Below are 15,566 nucleotides of genomic sequence, written 5' to 3' on the forward strand. Positions count from 1 at the left end.
GACGGGAAGCCCAGCCAGCGGGAGCCGAGCCTGCGGAAGCCCAGCCAGCGGGGAGCCGAGCCTGCGGAAGCCGAGTCGGCGGGGAAGCCGAGCCGGCGGGGAACGCGGAAAGGCCCGCCGCCCCCGCGTGAGAACGGGGGGCGACGGGCCTTTCCGAGGACTGCGGGGCGGCCGGTCTCAGCTCGCGGCCGGAGCCGGGCTGGCCGGCGCCGAGAAACCGCTGCCCGAGGTGGACGAAGCGGACGACGCGGGGGTCGACGTCGACGGGGTCGACGACGAGCCCGAGCTCACCGAGCTGCTGGAGGAGGAGCGGCTGTCGGTCCGGTAGAAGCCGGAACCCTTGAACACGACACCCACTGCGGAGAAGACCTTGCGGAGTCGTCCCTGGCAGTCGGGGCACGTGGTCAGCGCCTCGTCGGTGAACTTCTGCACCGCCTCCAGGCCGTTGCCGCACTCGGTGCACTGGTACTGGTACGTGGGCACTTGTCTTCCTCCTGGCACTCTCGCCTGATGAGTGCTAACGATGGTCAATGATGCGGCATTCCGCTGGATCAGTCCAGCGACTCCGGTGTGAGATCGGCCCCGCTCGCCGCCCCGGCGTCCGGGCCGCCGACCACCGCCCGCTCCCGCTCAGCCCTTGGCCGCGCCCACCAGCTGTCCGGCGCCGGTGCGCTCCCCGGAGCCGCCGGCCGAACCGGCAGCCGACCCGGCCGCCGGATCCTGCGCCGACCCGGCCGTCGAACCCGCGGCCGAACCCGTCGCGGCGGCGGACCCGGTGCCCGCGCCCGCCGCCGGCGCCACCAGCAGGTGCCGCAGCGAGAACAGCGCGAGCAGCCCCAGCCCGGCGCCGATCACCGGCACCAGGAACCCGGCCGACGGCCCGTGCCCGTCGATCAGCTTCCCCGCCACCATCGAGCCGACCGCCAGGCCCAGCCCGATGGCGCCGGTCAGCCAGGTGAAGGCCTCCGTCTTGGCGCCGTCCGCGACCAGCGTCTCGACCAGGGTGTAGCCGCTGATCAGGGTCGGCGCGATGGCCAGGCCGCAGACCAGCCCGGCGACGGTGAGCGCGATCAGGTTGGGCATCGCCCACAGCGTGGAGCAGCCCAGCACCAGCAGCGCGAAGCTGGCCAGCATCCGCTGCTGGACGGGCCGCCGCCAGGCGATCACGCCGTACAGCACGCCGGCCAGCATCGAGCCGCCCGCGAAGATGCCGTACACGGTGCCGCCCGCGTCGTGCTGTCCGACCGAGTCGGCGAAGGCGTTCACCGAGACCTGCATGCCGCCGAAGACCGCGCCGACCCCGAGGATGGAGCCGGCGAGCAGCCGGACGCCGGGGGAGGAGATCGCGGAGACGCGCTCGACGCCGGGCTGCGGCACGATCCGGGCGGGGGCGGTGCGCCGCTGGGCGGCGAAGGCCAGGCCGCCGACGACGGTCAGCGCGGCCTCGGCGATCAGGGCGGTCGCCGGGTTGGCGAGCGCGGCGATGCCGGAGGCCAGGATCGGGCCGATCACGAAGGTGAACTCGTCCGTGACGGACTCGAAGGCGAAGGCGGTGCTCACCCGGGCCGCGGAGGCGTCGGACGGGCCGTCGGCGGTGAACCGGGCGATCCAGCGGGCCCGGACCATCGCGCCGATCTGCGGCACGCTCGCACCGGCCGGCACGGCGGCCAGGAACAGGCTCCAGGCCGGCGCGTGGCCGAGCGCCAGCGCGATCAGCGCGGCGACCGAGGCGCCGTGCACCAGGACGGTCGGGACGAGCACCGCGGGCTGCCCGTACCGGTCGGCCAGCCGCCCGGTCTGCGGCCCGATCAGGGCCTGGGCGACGGCCGCGACGGCGGTGACGGTACCGGCGGTGCCGTACGAGCCGTGGGTCTGGGTGACGAGCAGCAGGATGCCCATGCTGAGCATCGCGTACGGCAGTCGGGCGACGAGGGCGGGCGCCAGGAAGGTCCAGGCCCCGGGGGTGCGCAGCAGCTCCCCGTACCCGACGCGGGTGGGGGCCTGGGCTGCGGTGGTGTCCGCGGTGCTGTCCGCGGAGGTGTCGACCGTTCGGCGGGCCGTCACGGTCGGTCCTTCCTGCTGCCTGGTAGCGCGGCAGGGCATGGGGTGGCCCCGACGCGCCGAGAGTCGTCCTCTCGCGCGTCGACCGGGGTAGATACCGGGTCGGCCCGGTGCGGTTGCCGGGGGCCGGACCGCGGCCGCCGAGCGGTCGCGCCAACTCTGCGTCAGGCAGATGCTGGGGGTGGTCTAGCGGGTTATACGGCGTGGTCGAACCAGCATACAGTTACGCGCGTAGATTCCGCCAGTCCAGCCCTTCCCCGGGGCACCTCCGGACCCGGTGGCCCCACCGACCCGGCCCGCCGGACCCGGTCCGCCCGGGCCCGCCGGACCCGGTCCGGGGCCCGGCTCAGCGGACCCCGGCCCGCCACACCGCACCGGCCTCCGCCGGTCCGCCTCAGCGCCCGTTGAGCCATCCGGCGAGCTTGCCGCCCCGGTCCACGGCCCGCAGCCGCCGCTCCGCCGCCTCGCTGACCTCGTCCGTGGTGACCACCAGCAGCTCGTCCCCGCCGCGCAGCACCGTCGTCTTGTCCGGGACGAAGGAGTTGCCCTCGCGCACGACCAGGGTGACCGCCGCCCCCTTGGGCAGCCGCAGCTCGCCGATCTCCACGCCGGACATCCGGGAGGCGGGGGAGAGTGCGACCGACAGCAGGTGGCCGTGCAGCTTCTCCAGCGGGGCGGACTCGATGCCCAGGTCCTGGCCCATCGCGCCCTCGCCGATCCGCAGCCGCTTGGCCACCCACGGCAGGGTGGGCCCCTGGAGCAGGGTGAAGACGACCACCAGGATGAAGACGATGTTGAACACGTCCTCGGCCTTGTGCGCGCCGGTCACCACCGGGATGGTGGCGAGCACGATGGGCACCGCCCCGCGCAGCCCGGCCCAGCTGAGCAGTGCCTGCTCGGCGGCCGGCACCTTGAAGGGGGTCAGCGAGACCACCACGGACAGCGGCCGGGCCAGGAAGACCAGCACCGCGCCGATGACCAGGGCGGGCACCACCGAGGAGCCCATGGTGGCCGGCGTGCAGAGCAGGCCGAGCAGGACGAACATGCCGATCTGCCCGATCCACGCCAGTCCGTCGGCGAAGCCGCGAACGGCGGGCCCGTGCGGCAGCTTGGAGTTCCCGAGGATCACCGCGCAGGTGTAGACGGCGAGGAAGCCGGAGCCGTGCAGCAGCGCGCCGCCGGCGTAGGCGAGCACGGTGAGCGCCATCACGGCGATCGGGTAGAGGCCCGAGGAGGGCAGGGCGACGTGCTTGATCCCGTACGCGCCGAGCTTGCCGACGGCGAAGCCGATCGCCGCGCCGATGGCCAGCTCGGCGAGGATGGTGCCGATCAGCACGTACCAGGGGTCCAGTTCCCCGGCGGTGGCGAAGGCGACGACCAGGATGACCACGGGGGCGTCGTTGAAACCGGACTCGGCCTCCAGCAGGCCGGTGAGCCGGTGCGGCAGCGGGACCATCCGCAGCACCGAGAAGACGGCCGCCGCGTCGGTCGAGGAGACGATGGCGCCGAGCAGCAGCGAGGTCCGCCAGTCCAGGCCGACCAGCCAGTGCGCGCCGGCCGCGGTGGCGAACACACTGACCGCGACGCCGACGGTGGCGAGCACGGTGGCGGCCGGCATCACCGGCTTGATCTCGCGCCAGCTGGTCTTGAGGCCGCCCTCGGCCAGGATCACCACGAGCGCCGCGTAGCCGATCACCTGGGTGAGTTCGGCGTTGTTGAAGGTGAAGCCGATCCCGTTCTGGCCCAGCGCCACGCCGATCCCCAGGTAGATCAGCAGGCTGGGCAGCCCCGACCGGGTGGAGATCCGCACGGCGACCACCGCGAAGAGGAGGATCACGGAGGCTTCGAGGAGGAGCTGGTTCAGATGGGAGACGTTCACGCAGGGGCACCTCGGGCAGGCAGGGGCGGGCGGGGTGTCTGGTGGTGCTGTGAGGTCGACCAGCGTTAAGAGGGCGTCAATGCTCCCCTTGCGGATCGTTACTCAGTCTAACATTTTGCCATATCTTTAGCTTGGTCCCCCGTTCACGGTGCCCGGCCGTCTCGGCCTAATGTGGTGCCCTGTCACGGCCGCAGGCCCTGAACACGCCCGCCCGCCCCGAAGTCAGGACCGCAAGGACCCAGATGCCCCGCTCGAAGAAGTTCCGGCGCGCCCGTCTGTTCGTGATCGTGCTGGTCGTGCTGCTGGTGGCCGGCGTCGGCTACGGCGGCTACCGCGGGGTCACCGCGGTCCGTGCCTCGTTCCCGGAGGTGGACGGCAGCGTCAAGGTCGCGGGCCTGAGCGCGCCGGTCGACGTCAAGCGGGACGCCAACGGCATCCCGCAGCTGTACGCCGACACCCCCGAGGACCTGTTCCGCGCCCAGGGCTACGTCCAGGCGCAGGACCGTTTCTGGGAGATGGACGTCCGACGGCACATCACCGCCGGCCGGCTCTCCGAGATGTTCGGCGACGGCCAGGTCGACACGGACGCCTTCATCCGCACCATGGGCTGGCGGCAGGTGGCGCAGAAGGAGTACGACACCAAGCTGGCGCCGGAGACCAAGAAGTACCTGCAGGCCTACGCGGACGGCGTGAACGCCTGGCTCTCCGAGCACCCGGGCGGCGAGAAGGCCTCACTGGAGTACGCCCTGCTCGGCGCCGTCAACAGCGGCTACACGCCCGAGCAGTGGACCCCGGTCGACTCGGTGGCCTGGCTCAAGGCGATGGCCTGGAACCTCTCCGGGAACCTCCAGGAGGAGGTCGACCGTTCGCTGCTGGCCCAGGACTTCAGCACGGACAAGATCGCCGAGCTGTACCCGGACTACCCGTACGCCCGCAACGGCACCATCGTGAAGACCGGCACGGTCAACGGCGACACCTACCGCCCCGCCGACGGCTCCGCGCAGCCGGGCGCCGGCAACGGCACCGCCACCGCCCAGGGCGCGGCCACCACCAAGGCGCTGCTGCAGGGCCTCACCGACCGGATCGACGGGATGCCGCAGCTGCTCGGCCGCCCCGGCCAGGGCATCGGCTCCAACTCCTGGGTCGTCGCCGGCACCCACACCACCACCGGCAAGCCGCTGCTGGCCAACGACCCGCACCTCGGCCCCGGCCTGCCCTCGGTCTGGTACCAGATGGGCCTGCACTGCCGGACGGCCTCCCCGGCCTGCCAGTTCGACGTCTCCGGCTTCACCTTCGCGGGCATGCCCGGCGTGGTCATCGGCCACAACAAGGACATCGCCTGGGGCTTCACCAACCTCGGCGCCGACGTCACCGACCTCTTCCTGGAGAAGGTCACCGGCCCGGACACCTACCAGGTCGACGGCAAGGACGTGAAGTTCGAGCTCCGCAAGGAGACCATCAAGGTCGCCGGCGGGGAGGACCGCACCATCACCGTCCGCACCACCCAGACCGGCGCCCCGCTGATCTCCGACCAGAGCAGCGAGCAGCAGAACGTCGGCAAGTACGCCCCCAACGGCCCCTCCGCCCCCGACCGCGGCACCAGCGGCTACGGCGTCGCCCTGCAGTGGACGGCGCTCAGCCCCGGCAAGACCATGGACGCCGTCTTCGAGCTGGACAAGGCCAAGAACTGGGACGACTTCCGCGCCGCCGCCAAGGACTTCACCGTCCCCGCGCAGAACCTGATCTACGCCGACGCCAAGAACATCGGCTACCAGGCCCCCGGCACCATCCCGGTCCGCGGCAAGGGCGACGGCACCTACCCCGCGCTGGGCTGGGACTCCGCGTACCAGTGGAAGGACCCGATCCCCTTCAACGCGCTGCCGTGGAGCCTCAACCCCTCCTCCGGCTACATCGTCACGGCCAACCAGGCCGTGGTGGACGCGGGCTACAAGTACAGCCTCACCAAGGACTGGGAGTACGGCACCCGCGCCAAGGAGATCACCGACCAGATCGAGGGCCTGCTCAAGAACAACGGCAAGATCTCGCCGGACGACATGCAGACCCTCCAGCTGGACAACACCAACGTGATGGCCAAGACGCTGGTCCCGCTGCTGCTCAAGCAGCAGATCGACGACCCGTACGTGCGCGAGGCCCAGGACCTGCTGAAGGACTGGAACTACCACCAGGACGCCGACTCGGCCGCCGCCGCCTACTACAACGGCGTCTGGCGCCAGCTGCTCACCCTCGCCTTCGGCCAGAAGTTCCCGGCCGACCTCCGGGCGAAGGACAACTGCCTGCTGGTCCGCCAGCAGGACGACCCGACCAAGCCGGACAGCGCCACCAAGATCGTCACCGAGTGCGGCACGCGGGACCCGGGCAAGGCCCAGCCGGACGGCGGCGACCGCTGGACCGAGGTGGTGCGCCAGCAGCTGGAGAAGCCCGACAGCTCGTGGTGGACGTACATCGACTCCCAGCACAACGTCCAGAAGGGCCTGGACAACCTGCTCAAGGAAGCGATGAAGAACGCCCGGCAGGAGCTGACCTCGCTGCTCAGCAAGGACGTCTCCAGCTGGAGCTGGGGCCGGCTGCACAAGCTGGAGCTCAAGGAGCAGACCCTCGGCACCGACGACTCCTCGATCGCCTCCGGCGTGCTCCACAAGCTGCTCAACCGCGGCCCCTACCGCCTCTCCGGCGGCTCGGCGGCGGTCGACGCGGCCGGCTGGAACGCGGCGGCCGGCTACCAGGTCGACTGGATCCCGTCGATGCGGATGGTGGTCGACCTCAACGACCTGGACTCCTCGCGCTGGATCAACGTCGGCGGTGCCTCCGGCCACGCCTTCCACGACAACTACAACGACCAGACCGACCTCTGGCTCAAGGGCAAGCTGCTCACCTGGGCCTTCGGGCCTGACGCGGTCGAGAAGGCCACCAAGCACAAGCTGGTGCTCACCACCGGCTGACGCCCGTACGGACACCCGGCGGCCCCGTTCCCCCAGGGAGCGGGGCCGCCGCCGTTCCGCCTCCGTCCCCGCCGCCGTTCACGCCTCCGGGCCCAGCCGCCGCACCCCCGAGGGCGTGACCGCCAGGTCCACCGGCCGGTCGTGCGGCTCGGCGGGCACCCGCTCCAGCAGCTCGTGCTCGTACAGCAGCACCGCCAGCACCGGCCTGACGCCCGCGCGCCCCAGCCGGGCCAGCACCCGGTCGTAGCTGCCGCCGCCCCGGCCCAGCCGCAGCCCGGCACGGTCCACCGCCAGGCCGGGCAGCAGCACCACCGAGGCCGCCGTCACCGCCTCCGGGCCCAGCCGCGGGCCGACCGGCTCCAGCAGCCCCCGCCCGGCCGGCGCCAGCTCCCGGGGGCCCGCGTACTCGGCCCAGTCCAGGTCGTTGTCCGCCAGCAGCACCGGCAGCAGCACCCGCACCCCGCGCTCCCGCAGCGCGTCCAGCAGCGGCCGCGTCCCGGGCTCGGCGCCCACCGAGACGTACGCGGCGACCGTGGCGCCCGGCCCGGCCAGCTCCCCGGCGTGCCCGGCCAGCGCGAGCGCCGCGTCCTCGCGCTCCCCGACGGGCAGTTCGCGCCGCCGCGTCAACAGCCGTGTCCTCAGGTCGCTCTTCTCGTTGTGCACCGGATCCTCCACGTCTCCAGACCGTCGACGCGCAGAGCCTGCCACGCGAAAGGGCGCCCCGATTGTCCACCCCGCTGCTGGTCCAGGCCCTGGCCGCGCTGAGCGCCCCCGCGGTGGCCGGCGCCACCGTGCTCGGCCTGCGGGCCCGGCGCGAGCGGGCCGAGGCGGCCGCCGAGGCGCAGCGGCAGGGCGCCCGGATCGCCGAACTGGAGGAGCGCTGCGCCGAACTGGAGCGCACCGCCTCCTGCGACCCGCTCACCGGCGTGTGGAACTACCGCCACCTGCAGCTCACCCTGGACCGGGAGATCGAACGGGCCCGCCGGGCCGAGCACACCGAGCACGGGGAGGGGCCCCGCCCGCTCGCCGTGCTGATGCTGGCCATCGCCGGCTTCGACACGGTCGTCGCCGAACACGGCCGCGCCCGGGCGGGCGCGATACTGCGCGACCTCGCCCAGCGCCTGGCGATGGAGATCCGCCGGTCCGACACCCTCGGCCGCTACAGCGGCGAGGAGTTCCTGGTGGTGCTGCCCGACACCGGCGCGGAGGGCGCCGCGCAGGTCGCCGAGCGGCTGGTCTGGTCGGTCCGCCGGCACCTGCTGCTCGACTGGTCCTCCGGGACGCGCGAGCCGCGGCCGGCGCACGGCAACGGCCTCACCGCCGCGGCCGGCGTCGCCGTCCTGCCGGAGGACGGCACCCACGCCGCCGTCCTGCTGCGCGCCGCGGACACGGCGCTCGCCGAGGCCCGCGCGGCCGGCGGCGACTGCTGGCGGATCTCGCCGCGCGCGGCCGGCCGCTCCGCCGACCAGCCCGCCGAGCCACCCGGCGACCAGCCCGCCGACCGGCCCGCCGACGCGCTTCCCGAGCCGGTCACTCGCCGTAGGGATCACCGCCCGACTGCCGAACGTGACCGTTCGGAAAAGCCGGGTAGTCTGTCGCCCTGTGCCGGCGGGGACCCCCTCGCCCAGCCGGTCCCATCCCATACGCCAGCCTCTGTGGCCGTGCCCCGCGACGTGCTGTCCTAGCCGTCCGAACGCGCTCGGTCGGGCGAAAACGTGCCTGAGTAAGGTAAACGCATGACGACGACCAACTCCCGAGTTCCGGTAACCAAGGCCGTGGTACCCGCGGCCGGACTGGGCACCCGCTTCCTCCCGGCGACCAAGGCCACCCCGAAGGAGATGCTCCCGGTCGTCGACAAGCCGGCCATCCAGTACGTCGTCGAGGAGGCCTCCGCCGCCGGCCTGTCCGACATACTGATGGTCACCGGCCGTAACAAGCGCGCGCTGGAGGACCACTTCGACCGCGCCTACGAGCTGGAGGAGCTGCTGGCGCGCAAGGGCGACGAGCAGCGCCTGGCCCGGGTCCGGGAGTCCGTCGAGCTGGCCAACATGCACTACGTCCGCCAGGGCGACCCGAAGGGCCTCGGCCACGCCGTCTCGGTCGCCGAGCAGCACGTGGCCGGCCAGCCCTTCGCCGTCCTGCTCGGCGACGACCTGATCGACCCGCGCGACCCGCTGCTCTCCCGGATGATCGAGGTGCAGCAGGAGCTCGGCGGCTCGGTCGTCGCCCTCATGGAGGTCGACCCCTCCCAGATCCACCTCTACGGCTGCGCCGCCGTCAAGGCGAACGGCTTCGGCGAGGACGTCTTCCAGGTGACCGACCTGGTCGAGAAGCCCGAGCCCGGCGAGGCCCCCTCGAACTACGCCGTCATCGGCCGCTACGTCCTCGACCCGCTGGTCTTCGACGTGCTGCGGGAGACCCCGCCCGGCCGCGGCGGCGAGATCCAGCTGACCGACGCCCTGCGCGAGCTCACCACCCGCGAGCCCGCCGACGGCGGCCAGGTGCACGGCGTGCTCTTCAAGGGCCGCCGCTACGACACCGGCGACCGCGCCGACTACCTGCGCGCTATCGTCCGTCTGGCCGCCGAGCGCGATGACCTGGGCCCGGAGTTCCGCTCCTGGCTGCGGGAGTTCGTCGGCTCCGAGATGCAGGACTGACACGACTGACACGACAGAGAGCGAGTCGCCGATGACCGGGTCCACCGAGCACAGCACCACGCCCGCAGCCTGCTGCGACGACGGAGCGGACCCGGCACCGGCGGCCCCCCGCCTCTGGACGGTGGACGAGCACCTCGCCGACGTGCTCGCCGCCGTCGGCCCGCTGCCCGCGATCGAGCTCGGCCTGCTCGACGCCCAGGGCTGCCGGCTCGACGAGGACGTGACCGCCGACGGCGACCTGCCGCCCTTCGACAACAGCTCGATGGACGGCTACGCGGTCCGCACCGCCGACACCGAGGGCGCCACCGACGCCTACCCGTCGGTGCTCTCGGTGGTCGGCGACATCGCGGCCGGTGCGGACGACCTGCCCAAGGTCGGCCCCGGCCAGGCCGCCCGGATCATGACCGGTGCCCCGCTCCCGCCCGGCGCCCAGGCCGTGGCCCCGGTCGAGTGGACCGACGGCGGCAGCGGCACCGGCGTGGCCGCCGCCGCGATGACCGCGCCCGTCCCGGACGAGGAGGTCCGCGTCCTGCGCCCGGTCGCCGACGGCGCGCACATCCGCCGCCGCGGCAGCGACGTCGCGGCCGGCGCCACGGTCCTGGAGGCGGGCACCCGGCTCGGCCCCACCCAGCTCGGCCTGCTCGCGGCGATCGGCCGGGCCACCGTGAAGGTCCGCCCGCGCCCGCGGGTCGTGGTGCTCTCCACCGGCAGCGAGCTGGTCCAGCCCGGGGAACCGGTCGGGCCCGGCCGGATCGCCGACTCCAACAGCTTCACCCTCACCGCCGCCGCCCAGGAGGCCGGCGCCATCGCCTTCCGGGTCGGCGCCGTCCCGGACGACGCGGACCGGCTGCGCGCCGTCCTGGAGGACCAGCTCGGCCGGGCTGACCTGATCGTCACCAGCGGCGGGGTCAGCGTCGGCGCGTACGACGTGGTCAAGGAGGTCTTCGAGAGCTACGGCGGCGTCGACTTCCGCAAGCTGCGGATGCAGCCCGGCAAGCCGCAGGGCTTCGGCCGGATCGGCGGCGCGGCCGGAGTGCCGCTGCTCGCCCTGCCCGGCAACCCGGTGAGCGCCTACATCTCCTTCGAGCTCTTCGTCCGCCCGGTCATCCGCACCATGCTCGGCGCCGCCGACGTGCACCGCCCGGTGGTCCGCGCGCTCTGCCCGCAGGCCCTGCGCTCCCCGGCCGGCCGCCGGCAGTTCCTCCGCGGCCGCCACTCGGCGGCGGACGGCACGGTCCGGCCGGTCGGCGGCGCGGAGTCGCACCTGGTCGGCGCACTGGCCCGGGCCGACTGCCTGATCGTCGTCCCGGAGGACGTCACCGACCTGCCCGCCGGCAGCGAGGTGGACGTGGTCCTGCTGGACTCCTGAGCGCCGGAGCCCGGGCACCGGGGCGAGAGCGCCCCGGAGGCGAGCGGGCGAGTGGCGGCTGTACGGTAGCGCGGTACTTCGACCCGCGCGCCCCTGGAGCCACCCGTGACGACACCTCCCCCCGGCGACCGCCTCACCCACGTCGACGACCAGGGCGCGGCCCGGATGGTCGACGTCTCCGAGAAGGCCACCACCGTGCGCACCGCCGTCGCGGCCGGGCGGGTGAGGGTCTCCCCGAAGGTGGTCGAGCTGCTGCGCGGCGAGGGCGTGCCCAAGGGCGACGCCCTCGCGGTGGCCCGGATCGCCGGGATCATGGGCGCCAAGAAGACCCCGGACCTGGTCCCGCTCTGCCACCCGATCGCGGTCTCCGGCGTCAAGGTCGACCTCACGGTCGCGGACGACGCGGTGGAGATCACCGCCACCGTGAAGACCGCCGACCGCACCGGCGTCGAGATGGAGGCGCTGACCGCCGTCGCGGTGGCCGGGCTGACCGTGATCGACATGGTCAAGGCCGTGGACAAGGGCGCCGCCATCGAGTCCGTCCGGGTGCTCGGCAAGACCGGCGGCAAGAGCGGCGACTGGTTCGCGCCGGAGGTGGGCGCGTGAGGACTCCGGCCGGGAGGGCGCTCGCCGTGACCGTCTCCAACCGGGCCTCGGCCGGGGTCTACGAGGACAAGGGCGGCCCGCTGCTGGTGGCCGGCCTGACCGCGATGGGCTTCACCGCCGACGGCCCCCGGGTCGTCCCGGACGGCGAGCCGGTGGAGGCCGCGCTGCGCGAGGCCGTCGCGGCCGGCTACGACGTCGTGCTGACCACCGGCGGCACCGGCATCTCGCCGATGGACCTCACCCCCGAGATGACCGCCCGGGTGATCGACCGGCAGATCCCCGGCATCGCCGAGGCCATCCGTGCGTACGGCCGGGAGAAGGTGCCCACCTCGGCGCTCTCCCGCGGGCTCGCCGGGCTCGCCGGACGTACCCTGATCGTCAACCTGCCGGGCTCGACCGGCGGCGTCAAGGACGGCCTGGCCGTCCTGGAGCCGCTGCTCGCCCATGCCGTCGACCAGCTCGGCGGCGGGGACCACCCCCGGCCCGACGCCCCGGCCCCCGGGGCTCCAGCACCCAGGAGACGGCACTGAACGCCGGCTGGCCGGTAGAACTCCACGAGGGGGAGGTCGTGCTGCGCCCGATCCGGGCCCGCGACCAGCGCGAGTGGCAGGAGGTGAGCCGCCGCAACCGGGACTGGCTGCGGCGGTGGGAGGCCACCGTGCCGCCTGGCCCGGCCGGTCAGGTCGCCGGGCCCCGACCGACGTACCGGCAGATGGTCCGGTTCCTGCGGGGCGAGGCCTCGGCGGGCCGGATGCTTCCCTTCGTCGTGCTCTACAAGGGCCAGCTGGTGGGCCAGTTGACCGTCGGCGGGATCACCTGGGGCTCGATGTGCTCGGCGAACATCGGGTACTGGGTCGACGAGGCGGTGGCCGGCCGGGGCATCATCCCGACCGCCGTGGCGCTTTCGGTGAACTACTGCTTCCGCACCCTCGGACTGCACCGGATCGAGGTCTGCATCCGCCCGGAGAACACCCCGAGCCGACGCGTGGTGGAAAAGCTCGGCTTCCGCTCGGAGGGAATCCGCCCGCGCTATCTCCACATCGACGGCGACTGGCGCGACCACCTGGTCTACGCGCTGACCGACGAGGAGGTCCCGGAGGGGATGCTGGAACGCTGGCGGGCGCTCAGTTCCGGCCGTGAAGCCAGTAATTGAATATATGTTCGAAAGAAATATCGATATGGCATCGGCCCGATGGCGGACCGTCACAAACACCGGCAAAATAGTCAGAGAATCAGCTTGATCACACGACACGCCGTGCCAAATTGCTGCCAGGCCTTCCCCGGCGCCCGTACGGTGTGAATCGTGAGCAGTAGCGGCCTTATCTACGCCGTCATCGTAGGGGCCTGGGCCGCCTATCTGGTGCCGATGTGGCTCCGCAGGCAGGACGAACTCAACGAGGCGCGCCCGACGGAACGCTTCAGCACCGCCATCCGCCTGCTGGCCGGGCGTTCGGCGCTGGAGCGGCGGGCAGCCCGGGCCCTGGGCGACGAACCGCGTGACGACGAGCACAGCAACGACGGCCCTCCCGGGCGGGACGGGGCCGCCTCCGGCGACCCCGCGGAGCGGGAGCCCGAACCCCCGGCGGAGCGCCCGGCCGAGCGGCCCGCCCCGGTGTCGCCGGGCGGAGCCGCGCGCCGGGCGCGGCTGCTGGCCCGCCGGCGCCGGATGGTCACCGTCCTCTTCCTCTCCTTCGCGCTCGGCGCGGTGGTCGCGGCGGTGGCCGGACTGGCCTTCCTCTGGGTCCCGGCCGTCCCGGCGGTCCTCCTCACCCTGTACATCGGCCACCTGCGCAAGCTGGAGCGCCAGCGGTACGAGGTGAAGCTCGACCGCGTCCGGGCCGCGCAGGCGGCCGAGCGGCTGCGCAAGCGCGAACAGCAGCGGGCCGAGGCCCCGGCGGCCGACGCCGCCCGGGCCGAGGCCCCCGGCGCGACGGACCAGGGCCCGGCCGCGCCCGCCGAGGCGCGGGCCGAGCGCCGCCCGCACCTGCGGCTGGCCGCCGCCCCCGAGGAGCCCACCGTCGCGGTCGCCTCCGCCTCCGCGGTGGCCGAGGCGACCGAGCACGAGGAGTGGGTCGACGGCATGCGCGAGCGCGGCGCGGCCGGCCCGGACTCCTGGGAGCCGGTGCCCGTCCCGCTGCCGACCTACGTGACCGCGCCGGTCGCGCCCCGGGTCTCCCGCGGCCTCGACCTGTCGGCCCCCGGCACCTGGACCGCAGGCCGCCCCGCGGAGCCCCGCAGCACCCCGCTGTTCGACCAGTACGCCGAGCCGCAGGCCCCCGAGGTCCGCCCCCGCGCGGCCAACGAATGACCCGGACCACCCCCCGGCCGGCACCCTGCCCCGGGGGGTGGTCACGGACCCCCTCCGAAAGGTGCTAGAGTTTCTTCTCGTTGGGGCTGTGGCGCAGTCCGGTAGCGCACCTCGTTCGCATCGAGGGGGTCAGGGGTTCGAATCCCCTCAGCTCCACCCAACGGACCAGCTCCGGCCGGTCCACCGAATCCCGCCGGGAGGCAACTCCCGGCGGGATTTCGCGTTTTGTGACACCGGGTCGGCTCCGGGCCGCCCCGGAGGGCGCTGTGGGCGAGATCACACCATCGGACGCGTGGGGTTTCTGACGCCGTTTGGGCTTCAGGGGTCTCGGTTATGGTGGGTGGGCCCAGACGCTGACGAGGGAACGATCTGGTCTATCTCAACGGGGTGCCATCGCGGTGCGCGAGTTCGGTCTGACACGGTGGGCGCGGCAGACGGACCCGGGAGGGCCGGGCCGGACCCCGGCAACCGGAAGATCGAATTCCTGGACCCTCGCGGCGACCTGCGTCGCGGCCGTGTCACTGGCGGTGTTCGCCTTCTTCCGTCACACCCACGGCGCCACCATGGTCGACATGCTGGTCTACCGGGCCGAGGGCCAGGCCGTCGTCCGCGGCGAGGACCTGTACGCGATGCGGCTGCCCGGCTGGGACCTGCCGGCCACCTACCCGCCGTTCGCCGCGATGCTCTTCGTGCCGAGCACCTGGTTCGACGTGAGCACCCTGCGCGTCCTGGTGATGCTCCTCAACTACGGGCTGCTCGCCCTGGCCGTGCACCTCTCGCTGAAGCTGGCCGGCTGGTCGAAGCAGCACCGGCCGGCCGTGGTGATCCTGGCGACCGGCCTCGGCATCTGGCTGGAGCCGGTCTTCACCACCTTCCAGTACGGCCAGGTCAACCTCGGCATCCTCTGCCTGGTCCTGTGGGACCTGACCCGCCCGGACCGCCACCGGTTCAAGGGCGTGGGCATCGGGCTGGCCACCGCCATCAAGATCACCCCGGGCCTGTTCGCGGTCTACCTGTTCCTGACCGGACGGGTCCGCGCCGCGCTGGTCTCGGCCGGCACCTTCCTGGCGGCGGGCCTGATCGGCTGGGCCCTACTGCCGGACGCCTCGTACGGCTTCTGGACCACGTACCTGTGGGACCCGAGCCGGGTCGGCGTGACCGTCCTGGTGGACAACCAGTCGCTGCGCGGCGCCGTGTGCCGGCTGCTCGACGTCAACGACCCGGGCGCGGTCGGGCTGGTCGCCTCCGCGCTGGTGGGCGCCTTCGGGCTCGGCGTCGCGGTGCTGGCCGGGCGCTCCGCGCGGGTGCTGCGCCGGGCCGACGCCTGGGGCGGGGTCTGCGCCGCGTTCACCGCGCTGCTGGTCTCGCCGATCAGCTGGACCCACCACTGGGTCTGGTGCGTGCCGCTCATCGCCCTGCTGGCGGTCGAGGCCCGCACCAGGGGCCGACAGGTGCTCCTGGGCGTGAGCCTGCTGGTCTTCCTCTCCCACGTCATGTGGACGGTGCCGCACCGGTGGGGGCGCGGGGTGGCCTGGTACTGGCAGCTGCCCGGGGCGATCTACCCGCCGATCGGGATCGCCGTCCTGGCCGTGCTGGGGGTGCGGCTGTACCGCGCCCGGCGGCGGGCCGTGGACGGGACCGGTGGCGGGGCCTGGGCGCTCCTGGCCGCCAAGCTCGACCGCGACCCCGCGCTGACCAACCGGACCTGACGGCCCGGACCCGACCG

At 73.4% G+C, this 15,566-nt stretch carries 13 protein-coding genes and 1 tRNA gene; 10 read left to right on the forward strand and 4 right to left on the reverse strand.

Annotated features, from left to right (window positions below; genetic code table 11):
- Positions 1–177: 177 nt before the first annotated feature.
- From ACZ6Y7_RS27130 to ACZ6Y7_RS27140, 3 genes are all read right to left on the reverse strand, one after another.
- Positions 178–483: an FmdB family zinc ribbon protein gene (locus ACZ6Y7_RS27130; RefSeq protein ID WP_465760546.1), complete on the reverse strand. Its 306-nt coding sequence runs from the start codon at positions 481–483 to the stop codon at positions 178–180.
- A 147-nt stretch (positions 484–630) separates the two neighbouring features.
- Positions 631–2,064, reverse strand: coding sequence for an MFS transporter (locus tag ACZ6Y7_RS27135; RefSeq protein WP_465760547.1), 1,434 nt, complete (start codon positions 2,062–2,064; stop codon positions 631–633).
- A gap of 391 nt (positions 2,065–2,455) precedes the next feature.
- On the reverse strand, positions 2,456–3,940 hold the full coding sequence (locus ACZ6Y7_RS27140) for a potassium/proton antiporter (RefSeq protein ID WP_465760548.1): 1,485 nt from the start codon (positions 3,938–3,940) through the stop codon (positions 2,456–2,458).
- Between the two features lie 242 nt (positions 3,941–4,182).
- Here ACZ6Y7_RS27140 and ACZ6Y7_RS27145 point away from each other — a divergent pair, with 242 nt between their 5' ends.
- On the forward strand, positions 4,183–6,900 hold the full coding sequence (locus ACZ6Y7_RS27145; RefSeq protein WP_465760549.1) for a penicillin acylase family protein: 2,718 nt from the start codon (positions 4,183–4,185) through the stop codon (positions 6,898–6,900).
- Between the two features lie 78 nt (positions 6,901–6,978).
- Here ACZ6Y7_RS27145 and ACZ6Y7_RS27150 read toward each other — a convergent pair whose 3' ends face one another.
- Complete coding sequence (locus ACZ6Y7_RS27150; protein ID WP_465760550.1) at positions 6,979–7,563, reverse strand: 5-formyltetrahydrofolate cyclo-ligase; 585 nt, start codon at positions 7,561–7,563, stop codon at positions 6,979–6,981.
- A gap of 62 nt (positions 7,564–7,625) precedes the next feature.
- Here ACZ6Y7_RS27150 and ACZ6Y7_RS27155 point away from each other — a divergent pair, with 62 nt between their 5' ends.
- From ACZ6Y7_RS27155 to ACZ6Y7_RS27195, 9 genes are all read left to right on the forward strand, one after another.
- Positions 7,626–8,585: a GGDEF domain-containing protein gene (locus ACZ6Y7_RS27155; RefSeq protein ID WP_465760551.1), complete on the forward strand. Its 960-nt coding sequence runs from the start codon at positions 7,626–7,628 to the stop codon at positions 8,583–8,585.
- Between the two features lie 51 nt (positions 8,586–8,636).
- Positions 8,637–9,557: a UTP--glucose-1-phosphate uridylyltransferase GalU gene (gene galU / locus ACZ6Y7_RS27160; RefSeq protein ID WP_402222753.1), complete on the forward strand. Its 921-nt coding sequence runs from the start codon at positions 8,637–8,639 to the stop codon at positions 9,555–9,557.
- A gap of 31 nt (positions 9,558–9,588) precedes the next feature.
- Positions 9,589–10,926 (forward strand): molybdotransferase-like divisome protein Glp, encoded by a 1,338-nt coding sequence (gene glp / locus ACZ6Y7_RS27165; RefSeq protein WP_465760552.1) that lies wholly within the window; start codon positions 9,589–9,591, stop codon positions 10,924–10,926.
- Between the two features lie 165 nt (positions 10,927–11,091).
- Positions 11,092–11,532, forward strand: coding sequence for a cyclic pyranopterin monophosphate synthase MoaC (gene moaC, locus ACZ6Y7_RS27170; protein WP_465760612.1), 441 nt, complete (start codon positions 11,092–11,094; stop codon positions 11,530–11,532).
- A complete protein-coding gene (locus tag ACZ6Y7_RS27175; protein ID WP_465760553.1) occupies positions 11,529–12,062 on the forward strand; it encodes a MogA/MoaB family molybdenum cofactor biosynthesis protein in 534 nt (177 codons plus the stop codon). The genes moaC and ACZ6Y7_RS27175 overlap by 4 nt, the downstream gene beginning before the upstream one ends.
- Positions 12,063–12,100: 38 nt before the next feature.
- Complete coding sequence (locus ACZ6Y7_RS27180) at positions 12,101–12,685, forward strand: GNAT family N-acetyltransferase (protein WP_402222748.1); 585 nt, start codon at positions 12,101–12,103, stop codon at positions 12,683–12,685.
- Between the two features lie 150 nt (positions 12,686–12,835).
- A complete protein-coding gene (gene sepX / locus ACZ6Y7_RS27185) occupies positions 12,836–13,840 on the forward strand; it encodes a divisome protein SepX/GlpR (protein ID WP_465760554.1) in 1,005 nt (334 codons plus the stop codon).
- Between the two features lie 82 nt (positions 13,841–13,922).
- A tRNA-Ala gene (locus tag ACZ6Y7_RS27190) sits at positions 13,923–13,996 on the forward strand.
- A gap of 359 nt (positions 13,997–14,355) precedes the next feature.
- Positions 14,356–15,549 carry a glycosyltransferase 87 family protein gene (locus ACZ6Y7_RS27195; protein WP_465760555.1) on the forward strand — a complete coding sequence of 398 codons (1,194 nt, stop codon included), beginning with the start codon at positions 14,356–14,358 and terminating at the stop codon, positions 15,547–15,549.
- Positions 15,550–15,566 lie beyond the last annotated feature (17 nt).

This window comes from Kitasatospora sp. NPDC053308 (assembly GCF_055585785.1).